This is a genomic window from Nitrosomonas sp., from assembly GCF_021731985.1.
Taxonomy (GTDB): Bacteria; Pseudomonadota; Gammaproteobacteria; order Burkholderiales; family Nitrosomonadaceae; genus Nitrosomonas.
This window is the reverse complement of the sequence record NZ_JAKFWH010000016.1, coordinates 21,051-42,708: the sequence shown is the minus strand read 5'-3', so window position 1 is coordinate 42,708 and position 21,658 is coordinate 21,051. Positions and strand designations below refer to the sequence as shown.

At 43.5% G+C, this 21,658-nt stretch carries 9 protein-coding genes and 1 pseudogene; 7 read left to right on the top strand and 3 right to left on the bottom strand.

The window, feature by feature from the left end; genetic code table 11:
• Positions 1-3 precede the first annotated feature (3 nt).
• Positions 4-903 carry a 50S ribosomal protein L3 N(5)-glutamine methyltransferase gene (gene prmB, locus QZ942_RS01995; protein WP_292992930.1) on the top strand — a complete coding sequence of 300 codons (900 nt, stop codon included), beginning with the start codon at positions 4-6 and terminating at the stop codon, positions 901-903.
• A gap of 137 nt (positions 904-1,040) precedes the next feature.
• The gene (locus QZ942_RS01990; RefSeq protein ID WP_292992929.1) at positions 1,041-2,405 is read left to right on the top strand and encodes an NAD-dependent succinate-semialdehyde dehydrogenase; all 1,365 of its coding nucleotides are present in this window, start codon (positions 1,041-1,043) and stop codon (positions 2,403-2,405) included.
• Here QZ942_RS01990 and QZ942_RS01985 read toward each other — a convergent pair.
• On the bottom strand, positions 2,398-3,045 hold the full coding sequence (locus tag QZ942_RS01985) for a PIN domain-containing protein (RefSeq protein ID WP_292992928.1): 648 nt from the start codon (positions 3,043-3,045) through the stop codon (positions 2,398-2,400). The two genes, QZ942_RS01990 and QZ942_RS01985, sit on opposite strands and share 8 nt — an antisense overlap.
• A gap of 202 nt (positions 3,046-3,247) precedes the next feature.
• Here QZ942_RS01985 and QZ942_RS01980 point away from each other — a divergent pair, with 202 nt between their 5' ends.
• Positions 3,248-4,264: a formylglycine-generating enzyme family protein gene (locus QZ942_RS01980; protein WP_292992926.1), complete on the top strand. Its 1,017-nt coding sequence runs from the start codon at positions 3,248-3,250 to the stop codon at positions 4,262-4,264.
• A 91-nt stretch (positions 4,265-4,355) separates the two neighbouring features.
• Here the strand turns inward: QZ942_RS01980 and chrA are convergent, their stop codons facing one another.
• Positions 4,356-5,720, bottom strand: coding sequence for a chromate efflux transporter (gene chrA / locus QZ942_RS01975; protein WP_292992925.1), 1,365 nt, complete (start codon positions 5,718-5,720; stop codon positions 4,356-4,358).
• Between the two features lie 26 nt (positions 5,721-5,746).
• Positions 5,747-5,987 (bottom strand): annotated as a pseudogene (locus QZ942_RS01970) (helix-turn-helix domain-containing protein); the annotation flags it as partial.
• A gap of 409 nt (positions 5,988-6,396) precedes the next feature.
• Here QZ942_RS01970 and QZ942_RS01965 point away from each other — a divergent pair.
• From QZ942_RS01965 to QZ942_RS01950, 4 genes are all read left to right on the top strand, one after another.
• Complete coding sequence (locus tag QZ942_RS01965) at positions 6,397-7,029, top strand: PEP-CTERM sorting domain-containing protein (protein ID WP_292992923.1); 633 nt, start codon at positions 6,397-6,399, stop codon at positions 7,027-7,029.
• A 221-nt stretch (positions 7,030-7,250) separates the two neighbouring features.
• Positions 7,251-8,117, top strand: a complete 867-nt coding sequence (locus QZ942_RS01960; RefSeq protein WP_292992922.1) for a PHB depolymerase family esterase — start codon at positions 7,251-7,253, stop codon at positions 8,115-8,117.
• 492 nt (positions 8,118-8,609) lie between these two features.
• A complete protein-coding gene (locus QZ942_RS01955) occupies positions 8,610-16,886 on the top strand; it encodes a type I polyketide synthase (RefSeq protein ID WP_292992920.1) in 8,277 nt (2,758 codons plus the stop codon).
• A complete protein-coding gene (locus tag QZ942_RS01950; protein ID WP_292992918.1) occupies positions 16,886-21,643 on the top strand; it encodes a type I polyketide synthase in 4,758 nt (1,585 codons plus the stop codon). The genes QZ942_RS01955 and QZ942_RS01950 overlap by 1 nt, the downstream gene beginning before the upstream one ends.
• The last annotated feature ends 15 nt before the right edge of the window (positions 21,644-21,658 follow it).

The following is a 21,658-nucleotide window of genomic DNA, read 5'->3' as shown; positions in this document are numbered from 1 at the left end:
CACATGATCGCTCAAGCTCAATCGCAACTTCATACTATTCGTGATCTTTTACGTTTTGCGGTCAGCCAGTTTAATAAAGCCGGCCTGCATTTTGGCCATGGCTCCGCCAACGCGTATGACGAGGCGGCTTATCTTATTCTGAAAACCCTTTATTTGCCACTGGATCAACTGGAACCCTTCCTGGACGCTCGCGTGACGGATACTGAGTGCAGCCAAGTGTTGGAAATGATCGATCGCCGTGTCACAGATAGAATTCCCGTCGCTTATCTGACACATGAGGCCTGGCTGGGAGATTTTAATTTTTATGTCGACGAACGCGTAATTATACCGAGATCTTTCATTGCCGAATTGCTGCAAACGCAACTCTCGCCTTGGATCACCGAACCCGATACTATTATTTCCGCACTGGATTTGTGTACCGGATCAGGTTGTCTCGCGATTCTGATGGCGCACGCTTTTGAGAATGCACAGATCGATGCTGCCGATATTTCTACTCAGGCGCTGGCAGTGGCACATAAGAATGTACAGGATTACGGACTGGAACAAAGAATTGATCTGATCGAGTCCGATCTGTTTTCAGCTTTACACGGAAAGCGCTACGACCTGATCATCAGTAATCCACCGTATGTAAATGCCGAATCTATGACGGCATTACCTCAGGAGTACCGGCATGAGCCAGAAAATGCACTGGCAAGCGGATTGGATGGGCTGGATGCAACGCGCCAAATTTTGCAACGGGCTGCACGGTACTTAACCGATGACGGCATATTAGTGGTCGAAATCGGCCATAACCGTGCGGAACTGGAACAAACTTATCCGAAAGTGCCGTTTACTTGGCTGGAAACCAGTGCCGGAGACGAATTTGTGTTTCTGTTGCAGCGGGAACAGTTGCCGGATGACTGAACGAAGCTTCAATCGAAGGGCCGTAGGATGTGCTGAGCAAAGTGAAGCGCATCGCGCTCTCGAAATATGCGCCTCCTTATTGCGTCGGCACATCCTACACACTTCCTGTATAAATTATTAACTTAAGGATTTTCCCTATGCCGATGCTATCGATCAACCCGGCCACAGACCAAACCATACAATCTTTTCCAACTTGGCAAAGCGCCGAAATTGATGCGACATTAAATCAGGTTGCAGCCGCGCAGATCGATTGGGCTGCGCTCAGTTTTGCGCAGCGATCGAACTGTATGCGGAATCTTGCGAAAATATTCCGGCAGCGTAGCGAAGAGTATGCCAATCTGATTACGGAAGAAATGGGCAAATTACTCAAAGAGGCCAAAGCGGAGATAGAAAAATGTGCGGTGGGTTGTCAGTACTATGCCGATCATGCGCAATCGTATTTAAACGATGAAGTGATCACTTCCGACGCCAGCCGCAGTATGGTTATTTATCAGCCTTTGGGCACCGTATTGTGCATCATGCCGTGGAATTTTCCTTTCTGGCAATTAATACGTGCCGCAGCACCGGCGATGATGGCAGGTAATGCGGTGGTGTTAAAGCATGCGTCGAACGTTCCCCGCTGTGCCTTGGCGTTAGAAGAAGCATTCCGGCAAGCCGGATTTCCCGCTTATACATTCCGCACCCTGATGATCAGCGCCGAGCAAGCGGAAGCAGTGGTCGCCGATAAACGTATTGCAGCGGTCACCTTAACTGGCAGCAGTGCGGCGGGACGGAAAGTCGCGGCCGCCGCCGGCCAGCATCTAAAAAAATGCGTACTCGAACTCGGTGGGTCGGACCCCTTTATCGTACTCGACGATGCCGATATCGAATTCACAGCGCAGCAAGCGCTCGTTGCGCGTTTCCAGAATATGGGGCAGAGCTGTATTGCAGCCAAACGTTTCATTCTTGTGGATACTATCGCCGATTCATTTGTTGAGCAATTTAAGGCACTGGTCAGCCAATTGCAGAGCGGCGACCCGAAAAACGATGCCACCAGCATTGCGCCGATGGCGCGCACCGATTTGCGCACTGCAATGCACGACCAGGTCGAAAGGAGTTTGGCAGCGGGCGCAAAGCTCGTGATCGGTGGCACTTTTATCGGTACACAAGGTGCCTATTATGCACCGACAATTTTGGATCATGTGCAACCGGGCATGCCGGCGTTTGATGAAGAATTGTTCGGCCCGGTGGCTGCGATAGTGCGGGTAAGAAATGCCGAAGAGGCAATCCAATTGGCCAATCAGACGGATTTCGGTTTGGGCGGCAGTGTGTGGACATCGAACGCGGCGCGGGGTGAAACGCTGGCGCGGAAAATTCACGCGGGTTGCGTCTTTGTCAATGGTATCGTCAAAAGTGATCCACGCTTACCGTTTGGCGGCATTAAAGATTCAGGGTATGGGCGGGAATTGTCTTATCACGGCATCCGTGAATTCATGAATATCAAAACGGTGTGGATCAAGTAGCTGCGGGTAAATCATATGATACTGTAGTGCCATTGACCTTAACATAACCGCGCGACATTAAACCCTTATATACAGCTTCAATATCAGCAGCTAAAGTGTTTTTCCCGAATTTGGCATGAATGGTGCTCATCAATGTTTTTGGAGTGCGCGGTTTCGATGCGTTGCGTTTAATGAGATCTTCCACAGTAATTTCAATTAATTCATCGATGGATGTTCTGGTGGAAGAGCTTTTCTGATTAATTACAATTGCCTTGCCTTTTGTTGCCGGTGGAGTAAGACAAGGCATTTCTTCTATTGATATTGATCGTACGGCAAAAATCTTATTCGCCTTCATATGCTTGATCAGAGGATCAAAGCCGGTATCCTTAGAAACAATGTGAAAAAAACCTGAAGGATCGTTTGCAGCCAGAATCCCAAGATAGTAAGCAATATGGAAATCAAGCGCATTGACTCCAGGTGTTTCAAGTATGACATAATCTGCTCGTTCTCCCAGTTCATGCATCGCCAGAACAAGTTCAACCGGAAGTTTCGTATTGTTTGGACCTAAGAAGATGCGCACTTGAAATTGCTCACCTTTCAGCAAAGCAAGCGACTTCGTTTGTACATTCTCGTAATCGATCAAAATATAATTTGTTTTCAAGGCAATCACTCAGTAAAAATCACTAAACAAAACTATGTGGCAAGTGATCTATTTAGCGGCATCTCTGGTTTTATACTTTACTTTGGCGGAATGTTTACAAGCAGTATTGCGAAATATTAAGTCATGCACCTGTGTTTCTGTAATTCTGCCACCATGGTACCTTGGGAGACTGACACTAACTTTATATTAACGGAGACGGTTTATGCGACATCTGTTGGCTACAACACTGGGCTTTATTGTTTTCGCATCGCTATCCGCACCAATCTTTGCAGCCGATCCTGGAGCAGTGCCCGCTGCAATCGTGAACATGCTGGGTATGAAGTTTGTATTGGTGCCTGCCGGTGAGTTTGTGATGGGTAGCGATGAGTCACCGGACATATTATCAAAAGTTTATCCGCAGTACGAACGCCGTCGTGTCGAGGAACTGAGGGACGAAGCGCCAGCGCATCGCGTGCGTATCACACAACCTTTCTATCTTGGCCAGTTTGAAGTCAGTGTCGGCCAGTTCCGCAAATTTTTAGAAGTGTCCGGCTATATTCCGGAACCAGTGGAAGATGGCACGGGAGCTTACGGATACAACACAGATTATGATGCGGCAAAATCAGCTAGCGGCGATGCTTTCGAGGGGCGTGATCCGAAATACTCCTGGCGTAACGCGGGTTTTGTTCAAGGAGACGATCATCCGGTTTTGAATGTAACTTGGAACGATGCGGTGGCGATGGCGAAATGGCTTAGCGAAAAAGAGGGCGTTAAGTACCGCCTGCCTACTGAGGCGGAATGGGAATATGCCTGCCGTGCTGGTACACGCACACGCTATGCAAGCGGCGACGATGCGGAATCCTTGCTAACAATCGCCAATATTTTCGATGCGGATGCTAAAGCATACTGGGCACGCTGGGCGGAATTTACGTTGTCAGGACATGATAATTTTGCATTCACCGCGCCTGTTGGCAGCTTTGCACCCAATGCCTGGGGATTTTATGACATGCATGGCAATGTCTGGGAATGGGTTTCTGATTGGTATGCGGACGATTATTATGCCAGGTCGCCGGTCGACGATCCGCAAGGGCCAGACGATGGTATCGTGCGCGTACGCCGTGGCGGCTCTTGGCATACCTGGTCCTTGTACGCGCGTTCATCCTATCGCAACTGGATTTCGCCGAATTCGCGCTACGCACTGGTCGGGATACGCCTGGTTCGTGAATTGCCAGCACGCTAGCAGCTTGCTTGGATCAAAGGAAAGCGATTGACGCAGTTTCAATCATTGTGATTTTTCCTCTGTTTTGCAACGCCAGATTTCATCACTCACCTCACAAAATTAGAGTTTTTAGGATCAAACCAACTACCGCACAAGCTGCGATGACGTGAATCACGTTGCCTTTGAAGCGTAACAGCGCAGCGGCTGCTCCGAGTGCGATTAACGCGGATATCCAATCGAAAGTGCCCTCGAAGCCATTAGGCCAAAGGACGTAGTAGCCAAAAAACAGCGCCAGATTTAGAATCACTCCGACTACGGCGGCCGTGATGGCGGTCAATGGCGCGGTGAACTTCAGGTCTCCATGCGTGGATTCAACCAGTGGCCCGCCGGCAAGGATGAATATGAAAGAGGGTAGGAAGGTGAACCAGGTTACGAGTGTTGCCGCCACGGCACCGGCAAGAAACATTGCATCCGGGCCGAACAGAACTTTGACGTAGCCACCGACAAAACCAACGAAAGCCACAACCATAATAAGCGGTCCGGGCGTTGTTTCACCCAGTGCCAGGCCATCGATCATCTGTGCCGGTGTCAGCCAATTAAAGTGTTCGACTGCGCCCTGGTAGACATAAGGCAACACGGCATAGGCGCCACCGAAAGTCAGCAGGGCCGCTTTGGTAAAGAACCAGCCCATTTGTGTCAAAGTGTGGTCCCAGCCATAGGAGGTAGTCAGCAAGCCCATCGGTATCAACCATAAAAACGTACCGGCAAGGACGACCTGAGCCAACCGGCTCCAGCGAAATTTGGCATGTGGCGGTGTCGGCGTGTCATCGTCGATGAGGGCTGGATCGGACGATAGCTTTGTCTTTCCATGACCACCCCCAGCTTTGAATTTATCCGGCGCGATGCGGCCGCCAAAGTAGCCGATCAAAGCTGCAGCTGCCACAATCGCCGGGAACGGCACATTGAGTGCGAAGATAGCGACGAAAGAGGCCGCTGCGATGCCCCATAACCAATTGTTCTTGAGCGCACGCGAACCGATGCGATGGGTTGCTTGCACCACGATGGCGGTGACGGCAGGTTTGATGCCGTAGAATAGTCCTGCGACTACTGGTACATCACCGTAGGCAATGTATACCCAGGAGAGGGCAATCAGAATCAGCAGCGAAGGCAGCACGAACAACACTCCAGCAACGATTCCACCCCAAGTGCGGTGCATCAACCAGCCGATGTAAGTGGCAAGTTGTTGAGCTTCCGGGCCGGGGAGCATCATGCAGTAGTTGAGCGCGTGCAGAAAACGCCGCTCGGAAATCCAGCGCCGATTCTCGACCAATTCTTGATGCATGATGGAAATTTGCCCGGCAGGGCCACCAAAGCTGATGAAACCCAGCTTGAGCCAGAAAGCAAAGGCTTGCCAGAAACTAACCGGTTGCAGGGGCAGGGTTGTACTGAGGGTGTTTTGCGTTTCGGGTGGATTCATTGCGGGGATACTCCTTCATTAAAATTTGCCAGCGTCGGCCCAAAATACCGGTAGTGCGTGCCGATGAACTCAATAGCCGCGGCACGGATGGTTTCATCCAGCCAGATCTTCCTCTAGATAGCGCTTTGCCAACCGCCTAACTTGACGTGTACCGACACTTATTACCTTCGATGCTTGTTGTTGATTAATCTTGCATTCCTTCAGATGATCCAGTACTTGTGCTCGTTGCACTTCCTTTTGACAATTAGCTTGTCCATTCCAAAATATCCGCCCCTGTTTTAGTAGCGGTGAGTTTAATCAATTGCGGGCATTTCTATTTGGGAGAAAGCGGATATTACTACTTGGGGCTAACAAATTTAAGCCCGATTGTCCTGGTTAGTCTACGCATCTAATGTCCTGAGAATGTACTAATATATGAGGACCTGAAGACTATAGAGTTAATTCTTTCTTTGAATTAAAATAGCATTAATCGTAATTAGAGTAAGGAAGCTCTGATTAAGTTGATTACATTCATGGTTCGCAAGCTTACCACGAACGTAATCAATATCTTACCGTTCGTCCTGAGCCTGTCGAAGGACTTAATCAGAGCTTCCTTAATATTAGCAATAATTTACTTATGTAAAAAATTCGTTGAATCACTTTGTAAATATAGTTACATATACGCAGGAGATAAGAGATGTTTAAAAGATTGATAAAGCAAGCAATTATTTTTATAGGGTTTTTGATTACGACTGGCACCGCCTATGCGGGGCTTTCATTCGTGACAACTGATACGGTAACTTTAACCCAGCCATTTAATGGAATAAGTGGATTAATCCCACATCCAATTGGTTCAACATTAAATGTCGGTCATCTCGATTTCGCGGGCTCAGGATCGGAGATAATTACTTATACATATCTGGGTGCGGAATCAGTTACGTTTGTAGACAAGTTTTATAATAATTTAGGCGGCACCACATTACTTGAATCCGATCCGGTTGGAACTTCAGTGAGCTCTGTGGTAAGCACAGTTGGGCCGTTAAGCTTCATGTTTGAAGGAAATACCGATAAATTCGCCATCAATGGCGGGGCTTGGTATAAAGGTACGTCGATTGCACTAATTGGAACGGATGTGCATATCGGCTCCGCTATATTTCAGTATGTAATTGGCTACAATGATAGTGCGGGCAGTGCGCTTTATGGTGATTGGGATGATTTTGTAATTGGCGTAAATGCTTTGCCTGTACCAGAGCCTGAAGCCTACATCATGCTGCTTGTCGGATTGGGCCTGCTGGGTTTTATAGCGCGTCGTAGGAAGCAAAATGCTTAAAATATAGATGCGCTTCAGACAATCAGCGTAGCTTTGGGGGCGAGGTTATGGCTGCGTTATAAAACTCAAAGAGCCATTCGCTTTAATTTGTCACATTAGTTAGTCCAATCTCAGAAGGTTTTTTGGTTCAGCCTGAGAAGTTTTTCTCAAAAATAGTAGCATAAAAATAAACGGCGAAAACCTACTGTACAGGTGCAAAACTCAGACTAAGAAGAGCGCGTATGAAGAAAATAAAAGATTTTGGGTTTGATATGGCGAAAATTATATTATTAATTATTTTAACTTCGTCAATTCTGGGTGGATGTGCTGCTCATCATGCTGTCGGTAATGATTTGAATCCAGGTAAATTTAAAGACATGATGAAAAATGCTGTGGCAGCTAACGCTAAGCATTATCAAAATTCCACCTTTAATGGAAGGAAATATCTTTTTTATACGCCTAATCAATCAGGAATACCGTTACTTATTGTCCTGCATGGCGGATTAGGGAATCCGGATTTGGTTGCAAGTACACTAAATATGCGCCCAATGGCCGAGAGTAATGGGTTTGCCGTTGCTTATCTAGGCGGTACAGGGGGTAGATTTACTCCTAATAATTTGACATGGAATGCGGGAGGGGACTGTTGCGGAGATGCTGCCAGATTAAATGTTGATGATGTCTCTTATATAGAATCATTCATTAGAGAAATGATTAAAACACACGGAATTGATCCAAAGCGTGTTTTTATAGTGGGGTACTCCAATGGTGCGATGATGGCCTATCGTTTAATGTGTGAAAAAGTGAATGTTGCCGGCATTCTTGCTATTTCCGGTCCCTTAATGGTTGATGCATGCCCTCATGTTAGCGGTATTAAAGTTCTTCATATTCACGGACGACAAGATGATCATGTGCCCGTTGAAGGTGGCTATGGTCCAAAATCTGTGGTGAAAATTAAATGGAATTCTGTATTTAATACCGAGCAATCGTTAAAGGGTTCTGGAGCCGATATATCTGTACAGATCCTTCCTGATGCAGGTCATGGGTTGCCTTCGATAATGAGAGCCGTGAATTTACCAGAAATCATTACTCAATTTATGTTTTCAAAGTGAGATAACAATTTGTATGGCTTAGTAAAACCAATAGCTCTTATTTATTTTGGTAATGAAAGTTACATGTTGCATAGCTAAAATATCAAGGGATATTTTGCTAGACTTATTGTTATCGAAAGATCTTAAGGCAAGCTTTAAATATATTAATGCAGCAATAGAAAATTCATAACGTGATATCCGGCTACCCAAGAAATTGTTAAGCGTGTCGAATTCGCTTTAACTAGCAGATGAGTTAGATGTACTTCAGATTAAAATGTGAAGCACGTACTTTAGAGTTAGTGATATTGGCGGATTGCATAGTTCAAATACCATTCAACTTAATCGCACTAGTAGCCGTAAACTCCCTTCAATACAGGAAATAAGTTACCCAAATTTTACATTCTGGATTTAGAGATGAATTGCAGTGTATTTTTTGATAAATAAATCAGAAACTTAATATTTCTTAGTGAGTGCCTAACTTCCTAAAACTAACAGGTAATTAAGATAAAAATCATGTCAGAATTTAAAAAATTTGTTTATACACCGATAGAACATGGCGATGTAACTTTGATTATTTCTGCATGCCGATCAGGGGGAGTTGGAGTTCTTAATGCTGAATACGAAACAAGTTCTGCACTAATTGTGGATCAGCTTGACCTGCTGGTTAAAAAATCTTGCCAAGGGTATGGTCTTAAAGTTAATTCGCTAAACGAAAATTTAATAACCGAAATTCATAATTGTAGCAAGAAGGGTTTGAATTGGTTAATAGTCGATTCCAAGATTGTCAGTACTCATGAAGTTTTTATTCAAGAACTGAGACATGCAGGTATTAAGGTACTTGCCGAGTTGAAACAATCTTATTGGCCAACTCAACCTTTCGATCAATTAGTCGATGGATTAATACTTAAAGGTAACGAAGCCGGCGGTTTTGTTGGTGAAAATAGCAGCTTTATCCTATTTCAAAAATGGCATAAGCAAACTAATTTGCCACTATATATCCATGGAGGTTTGACCCCTCATGTTGCGGCGGCCTGTAATGCAGTTGGTGCAGCAGGTGGTGTTTTTGATTCCCAAGTATTGTTGATGGATGAATTTCGATTACCTGATTCCTTGCGTTCTATGTTTAGCAACCTCGCCGGAAATGAGACCGTTCTAGTTGGTAATGGAGAAATAGGTGAATACTTCCGCTTACTCGTTCGTCCTGGTTTTACTGATGCGCAGGCTTTTATTCGTGCTGGTGAAGGACAAGACCATGACACGCTCAAGCGCTTGGTAAACACTAAAATTAACTGGAAAGAATTACGAAAAGGATTATTGCCAATAGGTCAAGATATTTGTTTTGCTGGCCCATGGCATAAAAAATATAGGCATTTAGCTGATCTATTTAAAGCAGTTGATGCAGCAATTGAAAAAAATTTGCATCAAGCAATTGAGGCTAAATCGATATCCCGGAATGCTCCATTGGCAGAAGCTCTAGGTATTCCTTATCCTTTGGTGCAAGGACCAATGACCAGAGTATCTGATTCTGCTGAATTTGCTGCAGCCATAGCAAACGGTGGAGCTTTGCCAATGTTGGCGTTTGCGTTGCTGAAAGGCTCTGCATTAAGAAAGTTATTGTCGGAAACTACACATTTGCTTGGCGATAGTCCCTGGGGTATTGGTTTGCTAGGTTTTGTTCCTCAGGAATTATTCGATGAACAGCTAACATTAGCAATCGAATTTCAACCTAAATACGCAATCATTGCTGGTGGACGGCCAGATCAAGCCGTTCGTTTGGAAGCTGCTAAGATTCCTACTTTTCTTCATGTACCTACCGCAGATTTAATTTCACTTTTTATTCAGGAAGGTGCGCGCCGTTTTATTTTTGAGGGCCGTGAATGTGGAGGCCATATAGGACCACTGAGTAGTTTTGTGCTCTGGAGCGCAATGGTCGATCGCCTATTAGTAGAATTGCAGAGTGGTAAAGTACAAGGTAGTGAATTTGAAGTTCTCTTCGCTGGCGGCATCCATGACGCAGTTTCTTCTGCAATGGTCCAAGTTCTGGTGGCTCCATTGGCAGCAAAGAAAGTAAAAATAGGAATTCTGATGGGTAGCGCTTATTTGTTTACGAGAGAAATTGTCAGTAGCGCTGCGATACTTCCCTTATACCAAGAAGAGGTAATCAAATGTACGCGAACGGTAAATTTAGAATCAGGACATGGTCACGCAAGTTGTTGTGCGTATACTCCTTTCGCCAAGGAATTTTTTCGTAAGCGTTCGCTGTTACGTAAAAAAGATGTGCCAGCTGACGAAGGCCGCAAAATATTAGATGATTTAATTATGGGCCGATTACGTATTGCATCAAAAGGTTCCGTTCGGAAAGGTGCTAAAGGCAAATTACAATATCTTGATGAGGAAAAACAACACGAAGAAGGCATGTATATGCTCGGTCAGGTTGCAACGCTACGCTCGGAAGTTACTGATATAGGGTTGCTTCACCAGCAGGTGACTGAAGATGCTGCTGGACTGCTTGCTACCCGATTTTCAAAGACTAGTGGGGAATCCCAGCTTCTCGCCGAGAAGCCTGTTGATATTGCCATTGTTGGCATGGCATGTCTGCTCCCGAAAGCAAATTCAATCGAAGATTATTGGAATAATATTCTTAATAAAGTTGATGCTATAACTGAAATCCCGTTACATCGGTGGGATTGGCGCTTATATTTTGATGAGGATCGCTCAGCGAAGGATAAGATTTATTCAAAATGGGGTGGATTTCTCGATGATATGCTTTTTGATCCAATTCGCTATGGAATGCCGCCAAAATCGCTAGAGTCTATTGATCCGATGCAGTTGATGGCATTGGAAGTGGCTCAGCGCACATTGATTGATGCAGGATATCAAGACAGAGACTTTAATCGAGAGCGCGCATCAGTCATCCTGGGTGTCAGCGGTGGAACTGGGGATGTCGGTACTCAGTATGGATTGCGCGCAGAGCTTCCTAGATTCTACGGTTCTTTACCTGAAAATATTGCTGATCGCTTACCTGAATGGACAGAAGATTCGTTTGCTGGACTATTAAATAATGTCAGTGCTGGACGCATCGCAAACAGGCTTAATCTGGGCGGAGTAAATTTCACTACTGATGCAGCCTGCGCATCTGCGCTGGCTGCACTATATCAAAGTGTGTCGGAGCTAACTTCAGGGCGTAGTGATTTTGTCATTACGGGTGGTATCGATACTGTACAAGGCCCATTTGGGTATTTATGCTTCAGCAAAACCCAAGCACTTTCACCGCGAGGTCGTTGTTCCTCATTTGATGCTTCCGCCGATGGCATAGTCATTTCTGAAGGCATTGCAATGGTTGCACTTAAGCGTCTCAATGACGCAGAACGTGACGGTGATCGCATCTATGCGGTGATTAAAGGTACCGGGGGCAGCAGTGATGGCAATGCGAAAGGAATGACTGCTCCATTACCCGAAGGACAATTACGTGCAATGCGCCGTGCTTATGCTCAAGCTGGTTTCGATCCCAATACAGTCGGTCTTTTTGAGGCTCATGGTACTGGTACTGTTGCTGGTGACACAGCTGAACTTGAAAGTACAATGAAATTAATTAAGGAGAGTGAGTACAATCCCAAGCAAGCAGTAATTGGTTCAGTAAAAACAATGATAGGTCACACCAAAGCTACTGCTGGTATAGCTGGGTTAATCAAGGCTGCTCTTGCACTACATCGTCGTGTTCTCCCTCCCCATCGTTGGGCAAGTCAGCCCAATCAGGTTTTACAACAAGCTGATTGTCCCTTTCAACTCATAGATCAAGCGCAGCCTTGGATAGTGTCTGAGGTTGTTCCACGGAGAGCGTCGGTAAGTTCATTCGGCTTTGGCGGCACAAATTTTCATATCGCGCTAGAAGAGTATACACAAGAATACCGTGAATGGCTTTCTCCAGTGACTTCTCAGCGGTGGCCGGTTGAACTGCTATTGTGGAGTGATGTTAGCCGTGAAGGATTAGTTGCTCGATTCATGGATATGCAAGGAAAATTATCAAACATACAAAGTATAGAATTGCGCGACATTGCGAACAGTTTGGCCAAAAAATGGCAAATGGGTAATGAAAATGTCGCAATTGTTGCAAAAGATTTAACCGATTTAAAAGAAAAGATTGCGGTTTTATTAGATTATCTGCAGGACAAAAGTGTAGAGCTGCCGGTAGGTGTTTATCATGGATCGGGTAATGCTCCGGTTGGAAAACTTGCAATACTATTCCCTGGGCAAGGTTCTCAGTACACAGGTATGTTACGTGAAGTTTCGTTACATTTTCCTATTTATACTGAGATGTTAGCCGAAGCTGATAGAATCTTGGGTGAAAACTTTTCACAACGTTATGGTGAAAATAAGCATCTGAGTCACTTCATTTTTCCACGTGGCTGCTACAGTGAAGACGCCAAAGCCGAGGCGCAACGGAGTTTAACAAATACAGATATTGCTCAGCCTGCATTGGGTGCTGTTGAAGCAGGACTTTGGAAGTTATTGCAAGCATTCGAAATTGAACCGGATATGCTCGCCGGGCATAGCTACGGTGAGTTTGTCGCGTTGCACGCAAGCGGTGCAATCGATTTAAATACATTGATGACCTTATCCTCTGCACGTGGAAGATTCATCATTGATGCAGCAGATACAGGAAAAACAGAACTAGGTACAATGCTTGCAGTTCAGGCACGCCGGGAAGATATAGAAGCAGTGTTGACAGGCCAGAATGACGTCGTTATCGCAAATCATAATGCACCATTACAAAGTGTTCTTTCTGGTTCACGCTCCGCCATTGAATCTGCAGAGAGAAAATTATTGGCAGCAGGAATAATCACCAATCAAATACCTGTGGCAGCTGCATTTCATTCAAACTTGGTTAAACCAGCGCAACGTGCTTTAGCAAATCTAATCGATAATATGGAGTGGCAACCATGCCGTATTCCTGTTTATTCAAATACAACAGCGAAACCACATGCTGCTGAAGTAGCTATTACCAAGAAGTTAATGGCGGAACATCTCGTGAATCCAGTCGAGTTCGTGGCTGAAATTGAATCGATGTATCAAGATGGTGCGAGAATTTTTCTAGAACTTGGTCCAAAATCCGTTTTATCAAAATTAACCGATAAGATATTAATTAATCTGCCGCATAAGGCAATTTCTATCGATAACGGTAGTGGATTGTCAGGTATGCTGAATGCGCTTGGGCAATTAATATGCACTGGTATTAATCTCAATGTAATGAAACTTTTTACGCATCGAGATTGTATGAGTGGCGATCCCGCCAAGTTGGAATCACTGCAACGGCATAATGCGGTGCCAAAACATTCTTGGATGCTGAATGGCAGTGGTGTCAGGCAAGCAAATCAGCCGGTTAAACAGATTGGAGTGACAGCCAATCAAATAATCAATCAATCTCTGAACGTTGCAACTGTTCAGGCTAGCACCGATAAACCACAAATTTCTGAGTATCAGGTAAATCAAGTAAGTCAGGTAAATACCGCCGATTTGGCTGATACAAAGCAAATACAGCAACAAAAAACATGGAAAAAGGAGAATCAAATGAGAGAGCGACGACCATTGACGAACTCTGGAAATTCTGCGGTTATGTCAGAGTATTTTGAGACTATGCGGCAGTTTCTTGAAACTCAAGAGCGAGTCATGACAGCATATATCGGTGAGCCGATTGTTGATCAAGCGAGCATGCGGGAACAGAGGATTGTTAGTTCATATGTGCCACCCAAAGTTCAAGCATACGAAGCTACGCAAGAGCTGGAGCCGGCAAAGCAGAATCAAGTTATGCAAATACCTGATAAAAAAACGGCCATGCCAGTATCTACAAATGCGACAACTACTCAAAATACTTCTACCGTTACTTCTGCTCAGGTAATTGATATATCTGATAAAAGTAAGGAGAAAAGTAAAATAGTTTCGTCTGTTGATCGTGACAGCATAACTAAAATACTACTGGGTGTGATTGAAGACAAAACTGGCTATCCGCCCGATATGATTGGACTAGATCAGAATCTCGAATCCGATCTTGGTATTGATTCTATAAAAAGGATAGAGATTGTAGGCACCTTATTGCAAAAGCTTCCTGAAAACTATCGCCAGGAAATAGGTGAGAATCGTAGCAAGCTCAATACGCAATCGACTCTAAATGGGATACTCAACATACTAGTTAATTTGAAAGCTGGAGGGACCGTAGCTGCCCCTTTTAATTTTGCCGAGGTGGGAGAAATGACTTCTATTCACAGTCATCCACCTCGGCATATTATTGAATATAAACAAGAAGATGTTGATAGAGCTGCACTTAAGCAGCTAAAGCAAGGACATTATCTTGTCACCGAAGATGAGCTAGGTATCGCGGATGAGTTAACGGAAAAACTTATTTCCCGTGGGTGTACTGTTAACTTAATCAAACGAAATACACTGCTACATGATGATTTGTTAAATAGCTGGTGTAATGAGCATAAAAATGAATTCAATGAACTTGCTGGTGTAATCCATCTTGCCCAGCTTAGTCGAGATTGGTTTAAAGCCGATGCTGCGTTGGATGAGTGGCGGAAGCAGTTGCAAATCAATGAGAAATCTTTTTTTGTTTTGTTGCATGATTTTAGTGACAAACTTGCAAAAGATGCGCATATAGTGTCATCAAGTTCGCTTGGCGGTTTTTTTAACCGAAATGGCAGTAGTTCACGCGGCGGGTTATGTATACAAAGTGGAGCCGTCGGGATGCTTAAATCATTGTTTGACGAACGCCCGTCACTGCGTATCAAAGCAGTTGATATTGACCCATCGCAGAATTCTTCTGAGATTGCGTCAATTTTACTTGGAGAAATGGAATTAGTTGGCGGGCGCCAGGAGATCGGTTATCCAGAAGGTAAACGTACGGTTTTTCACACGGTATCCGCACCCGTTAGCGTCGATCAAGCTAATAGTAAAAAATTGCAAAACATTATCGTTTTCGCAACGGGTGGCGCAAGAGGTGTGACTGCAGAGGTTCTACGGGAACTGGCGCTTCCAGGTAACACACTTATTCTTACCGGGCGCAGTACATTAGCAGATAAAGAACCGGAAATACTAAAAACGCTAACTACTGCTGACGCTTTGCGCCAATACTTTATTTCTGAAGCACGAAGCAATAATACCCCTAGCACGCCAGCTATGATTGGCCAGAAAATTAGCGCAGTACTTGCTGCAAGAGAAATGCACAGTAATATTGCAGATTTTAGACAGCGTGGTGCAATTGTCGAATATCGTGCAGTTGATGTGACAAATGAAGATGATATGCATCACTTACTGAATGATGTTTACAAGTGCTATGGCAGAATTGATGGCGTCGTACACGGAGCCGGCATCATTGAAGATAAATTACTTGCAGATAAAAAAATTGATAGCTGGACGCGCGTAGTTGAAACCAAAGTTATGGGTCTATTAGTATTGCAAAAATATCTGCGCGTTGGGTCACTCAAATTTTTTACAGTTTTTAGTTCTGTTGCTGGACGATATGGAAATAGTGGTCAAACGGATTATGCTACTGCAAACGAGATTATGAATCGATTATGTTGCCAATTGAACATGAATTGGAACAATCAGGTAAATATTATCGCTTTCTGCTGGGGTCCTTGGGGTCAAACAAAATTTGGTTCAGGAATGGTGACTGCAGAAACCGAAGCAAAATTTGCAAAAAATGGTGTAAAACTGGTAACAGCCGAAATAGGACATCAGTTATTTAAAGATGAGTTAATGCGGACTAATAATTCTAATGTTGAAATTATTTGTGGTGAAGGGCCATGGGAAAAGCGCGAATCAACTATTGGAGAGATCAAGAAAAGTTCTCAAACATTGGATACCCATAGTATAGGGTCGCTGATAGGCCGTTCGGAAAGAGCTGTATTAGCAAAGAATAATCAGGCAATTAATTTTCATATTGATGCTAAACAAAGTTATCTGCAGCATCATCGTATTGATGGAGTTCCGGTGCTGCCTGCGGCAGCCGCGCTGGAAATGTTTGCCGAGGCTGCCCAGCATCTTTGGAATGGCTGGAAGGTAGTTGAGATACAGAACTTCTGCCTCCTAAAAGGAATTGAACTAAAGGAGGATGAACGTAATTTTAGTATTGTTATCAATCCGCCTCCTTATGGCAGTAGTGCTGGTTTTGAAATCAATGCGATACTGCAATCTGAAAAGAAGGGTAGTAAGCCATTAGTTCATTACAAATCTACCCTGCGTTTAGAACAAAAACTACCGCATGGTATTGAGCAAGTTAATAAATTACATTCCGAGAAAAAACTGACAGTAACCAAAGCGTACAATGAGTTATTGTTTCATGGTCCTTGCTTTCAGGTTATCGAAGATATTGAGGGATTATCAAAGGATGGCGCAAACGCAACTGTAAAAACTACTCACCCGGTTAATTGGGTTTTAAATGCTGAAAATCATGATAAATGGATCTTTGATCCTGCAGTCATTGATTCTGCTGCCCAAATGGGTATTTTATGGACACGGAGTTTTCGTGATGAAACGGCGTTGCCGACAAAATTTGGTCGTGTTGTACGCTATCAAGAAACATTTCCTGACCAGTTATATATGGAGTTTGAGCTTATTCCATCGCAAGACTCGAATTTGCTGTGCGCTAATATTTATTTCTCAGATATTGCTGGTCAGATGGTTTTGTTGATTGAGAATATGGAATGCATATCGAGTAAAGCTTTAAATCGGCTTGGGGGAAGTGCAAAAGTTACGCCGAAAGCTATTGAATTGTTTTCTGGAGAATTGTAATGGGGATCGCCAATGACGGCTTGGAACCAATCGCAATTATAGGGATGGCCTGCGTATTTCCCCAAGCATCTAATATACAGGAATTCTGGAAAAATATTGTTACTGGTGTGGACGCAGTCACCGAGCCGACATTGAAATGGGATGCCGATCGTTACCTAAAATCTGGTCGAATTAAAACGGCTTGTGGGGGATATCTTAAGGATTTGTACCATTTCGATCCGCGAGAGTTTGGCATTATGCCGAACTCATTGGATGGCGGAGAACCAGATCAGTTCATGGCCCTTCGGGTGGCCCGTGACGCACTCCTTGATGCTGGATATTTAACTGGCGATTATGATCATTATGATACCGGAATTATTCTTGGACACAGTACTTATTTGCACAGAGGGCAAGGCACGCTAATACAGAATCATATTGTCTTAGATCAAACTATTGAATTGCTCCAAGTTGCTTGCCCTTTTATCAGTGAAGAAAAATTGACTGCGATAAGAGTATTGCTCGAAAGTAAGTTACCACAGTCCAATTCAGATATTGCACCCGGTTTAGTTCCAAACGTAATGACTGGCAGAATCGCTAATCGTTTAAATTTCAAAGGTCCCAACTATTTAATTGATGCTGCGTGTTCATCCTCATTATTAGCTGTGAATGCAGCGATTGATGAACTACGCGCTGGACGGAGTCGTATGATGTTAGCTGGAGGGGTTAATGCTTCCCTACCAGCTGAAGTTGCAGTAATTTTTACTCAACTTGGTGCATTAAGCGAGCGTCGTAAAGTACGTCCATTTGAAGAGGGTAGTGATGGAACATTACTTGGCGAAGGTCTCGGTGTTGTCGTTCTAAAGAGATTATCTGATGCAATTTCCGCTGGGGATCGTGTTTATGCAGTTGTCAGAGGGATCGGGCAAGCTAGTGATGGGCGGGGGCATGGCTTACTAGCGCCAAGTATTGAAGGTGAAACATTAGCTATACAAAGAGCATATAGCAAGAGCGGCATTGACCCAGCTTCTATTAGTTTAATCGAAGCGCATGGTACTGGTATTCCACTCGGTGATAAAACAGAAATAGCGGCACTAGAGAATGTGTTTGGTAAGCGCAAAGAAAATTATGGTAGCGTAGCGTTAGGATCAGTGAAATCAATGATCAGTCATTGCATTCCTGCTGCAGGAATCGCTGGATTGATTAAAAGCGCGCTTGCCCTGCATCATAAAATTTTACCACCAACACTATGTGACAATGTTAATCCGGAATTGGGAATTGCAAGCACGCCGTTCTATATTAATACGCAGAAATCTCCTTGGATTAGTCAATTAAATATACCTCGTCGGGTAGGGATCAATTCTTTTGGATTCGGTGGGATCAATACTCATGCGATTCTGGAAGAAGCACCTGAATCCGCGCTGAAACCTGAAAGATTTACTCCGTGGGAGGCAGAAATCTGTATTTTTTCTGCGGATAATCGTGAGGAATTGGCGAACAATCTTAAGCAGACTTCAGATTTTATAGGATTTTATCCTGAGAGACGGATAGCAGACATTGCAGCAGCATTAGCTGCTAAAGATAAAAAAGGTCAATATCGCCTTGCTATCATAGCCAAAGATAACGAAGATCTACCGATAAAAATTGAAGATTCATTACGGCGATTACGTAAAAGTGATTCCGCTAGATGGTCAACAAAAAGCGGTATTGTGTACAGTGAGACAAGATCTTCTGGAAAGCTTGCATTCCTGTTTCCGGGAGAAGGTTCACAGTATATTGGCATGTTATCTGATCTCGCAATATACTTTGATGAAGTGCGTCAATGGTTCGATTTCTGGCGTAGCTTATATGATGCTCCACCTGGTTCTACACGAACAGATGTGATATTTCCTCCAATCAGTGAACTGACAGAGCAACGTCGATCAGAGTTAGAAAAACGACTCAATGATATGGATGTTGGCTCAGAGGCAGCATTTATTGGCGGGCAAGCTATGTATGCTTTACTCCGTTCACTGGGAGTGGAACCCGATGTCATGGTTGGCCACAGTTCTGGGGAGTCATCTGCACTCGCAGCATCTGGTGCAATTCTTGCAGATAATCCACAACAATTGGCTGAGTTTATTCGACAGCTTAATAAAGTTTATCAACAGATATTAAAGGATGGCAAGATACCAGTGGGTAAATTGCTGACTGTCGGTGCATTGCCATTGACAGTTGTTGAAAAACATATTGATGCGCTTAATGAAAATATAGTTATTGCGATGGATAACTGTACAAATCAGCTGATACTTTATGGCGATGCCGGTCCCATTGAGTCAATCCATAAATCTCTTAGCGCGGAAGGAGGAATCTGCTTTCCGTTACCTTTTGACCGTGGTTATCATACAGCTGCATTCTCTGAAGCAAGCAAGGCATTTTTAAAATTTTATAAAAAAATCAAGTTAGTCTGTCCAAGGGTACCACTTTATTCTTGTTCATCGGCTGATTTATTCCCAGATACTACACAATCAGTGCAGCAATTAGCTGCCGCACAATGGTCTACCAAAGTCCGCTTCAGAGAAACGCTCTTAAAAATGTATCATGATGGAGTGCGCTATTTTATTGAAGTTGGACCTTCTGGTAACCTGAGCGCATTTGTAAAAGATACTTTAACTAAAAAACCACATGTTTCACTTGCCACGAATCTTCGTCACCGTAATAACCTTGATCATTTTCTGACGACACTGGCTTTTTTATATGTTGATGGTAGACCAGTAAAAATTGAAAATTTATTTAATTCACGTTTCATTACATCAATAGATTTCTCTAATAGCATACAAATAAAACATTCGAGTGTATTGCTGGACAATACTATGCCAAAAATACGTCTGAGTGATGCCGATCGCATTAGTTTACAAAAATTAACAATTAATCTTGATAGAGAAACTGATGTAATAAGCTTGTCCTCAAACGACGTAGAAATAAAATGTGAAGACAGTCGATCGAAAGGATCAATAGTTCAAGAAAGTGTTATGTCGGATTATTTTGATGTGATGCGTAACTTCTTGGAGCAGCAAAGTTCTGTAGTGAAAAATTGGCAATTGCAAACGGAATTAATACCAGAAGAAGAGCAACCGTCATCTTCAGTAATAGAATATACGAGTTTACTGGATTCAATTGAGGAGCTAGATCATCAACATCTGAAAGCGCGATGCTATTTTAATATTAAAGATGATCGATTTATTATAGATCATGTTTTGTCAGGTATCGTATCAAAAAGTGAGCCCGATTTGCGAGGTCTTTCTTGTATACCTTTCATGGTTAGTTTAGAGATAATGGCAGAAGCATGTGCAGTTCTGGCCAATAGCATTGAAGTATTTGTAATTGAAAATGTCAAAGCTATGAATTGGATTACGCTTGATGATGGAGAAATTACATTTGAAGTACATGCTGAATTGACTGATATAGAATCCAGAATTTTCTGTGCAAAAATTATAACGGCCCAAGGTGTTGCAGTAAGTGCGGATTTCCGATTTAAACCCGACTGGCATTGCAAGAAATTGTCTGCGCTTAAGGAAAAAAGAGTATCTCGCTGGAATGGGTCTGAATTATACTCGACCGGAATGTTTCATGGCCCCATCTTTCAAAGTATAGCTCATATTGAAGGTTGGGATGAAGAAGGTATTGATGCAAATCTTTCAGATGTTAGCTTAGATGGATTTCTTACTGCAAGAGAAACACCCAAATTAATAATTAATCCGGTCTTACTCGATGCGATGGGGCAACTTTCTGCGTATTGGATCGCACAGCAGATTGGCACTGACTTTAATAGTTTTCCATCCACTATTCAACGAATCGAACTCTATACTCAATGCCCGGCAAATATAACTGGCCTAAAACTACAGGCCCGACAATACTTATTGGATGATACAAACAAAGAAATTTCATCTGCACGTGCCTGGCAGTTTGAATGTATCGATCAGAATGGATATCCGGTTGTTAGGCTAGCTAATTTAATTAATATTTTTTTTCCTGTTCCAAACAGATTCTATCAAGTCAGGCGTGATCCACTTAATGGTTGGCTTGGACATCAATTTCCGGTGTTAAAAGATGATGTTTTAGTATGGGAGTTACCAAATTTATCTGATGAATTTTGTGCACAATCCGGTGGAGTTTTCTTGCGTATTTTATCGCACATCTTTTTGTCCTTTGAAGAACGCGATGCATGGAAGCAATTGCAAGCAAATAAGCGTTATCAATCCCAGTGGTTGTTAGGTCGAGCATGTATAAAAGAAGCTGTTCGTTATTGGATTTTTCAAAAAACCGGTCAATTACTTTATCCGTCTGATATTTATGTACTGCATGATCAATATGGAGCACCGTATGTTGATGGGTTATGGTGCAATACTCTTATACAGCCGCCAGAAGTTTCACTTTCACATAATAATTGTGCGAGCTTAGCCGCAATTTCGGAGTCACGATCTCCAGTAGGTATTGATATTGAAGAGATTAATAAAATTCGAAATAATGATCTAATGATTGAAACACTCACTGCTAGTGAAGAAGCTTTTGTACGTGGTCTGGATAGCTCAGTACTGAATGATAAACTTTTGCGATTCTGGTGCGCTAAGGAAGCGGCGTCAAAGTTTCTTGGTTTGGGTCTGCAAGGCAAACCAACCGCTTTTGAAGTTTCGTTTATGGATACTAGATGCGAGAGTGCTTGTGTTACCTATTCAGAATTCAAAATTGATGTCGTTGTTACTCGCAAAGATAATTCGATCATTGCACTGGCCAGTTGCTAGCAAATTAATAAAAGG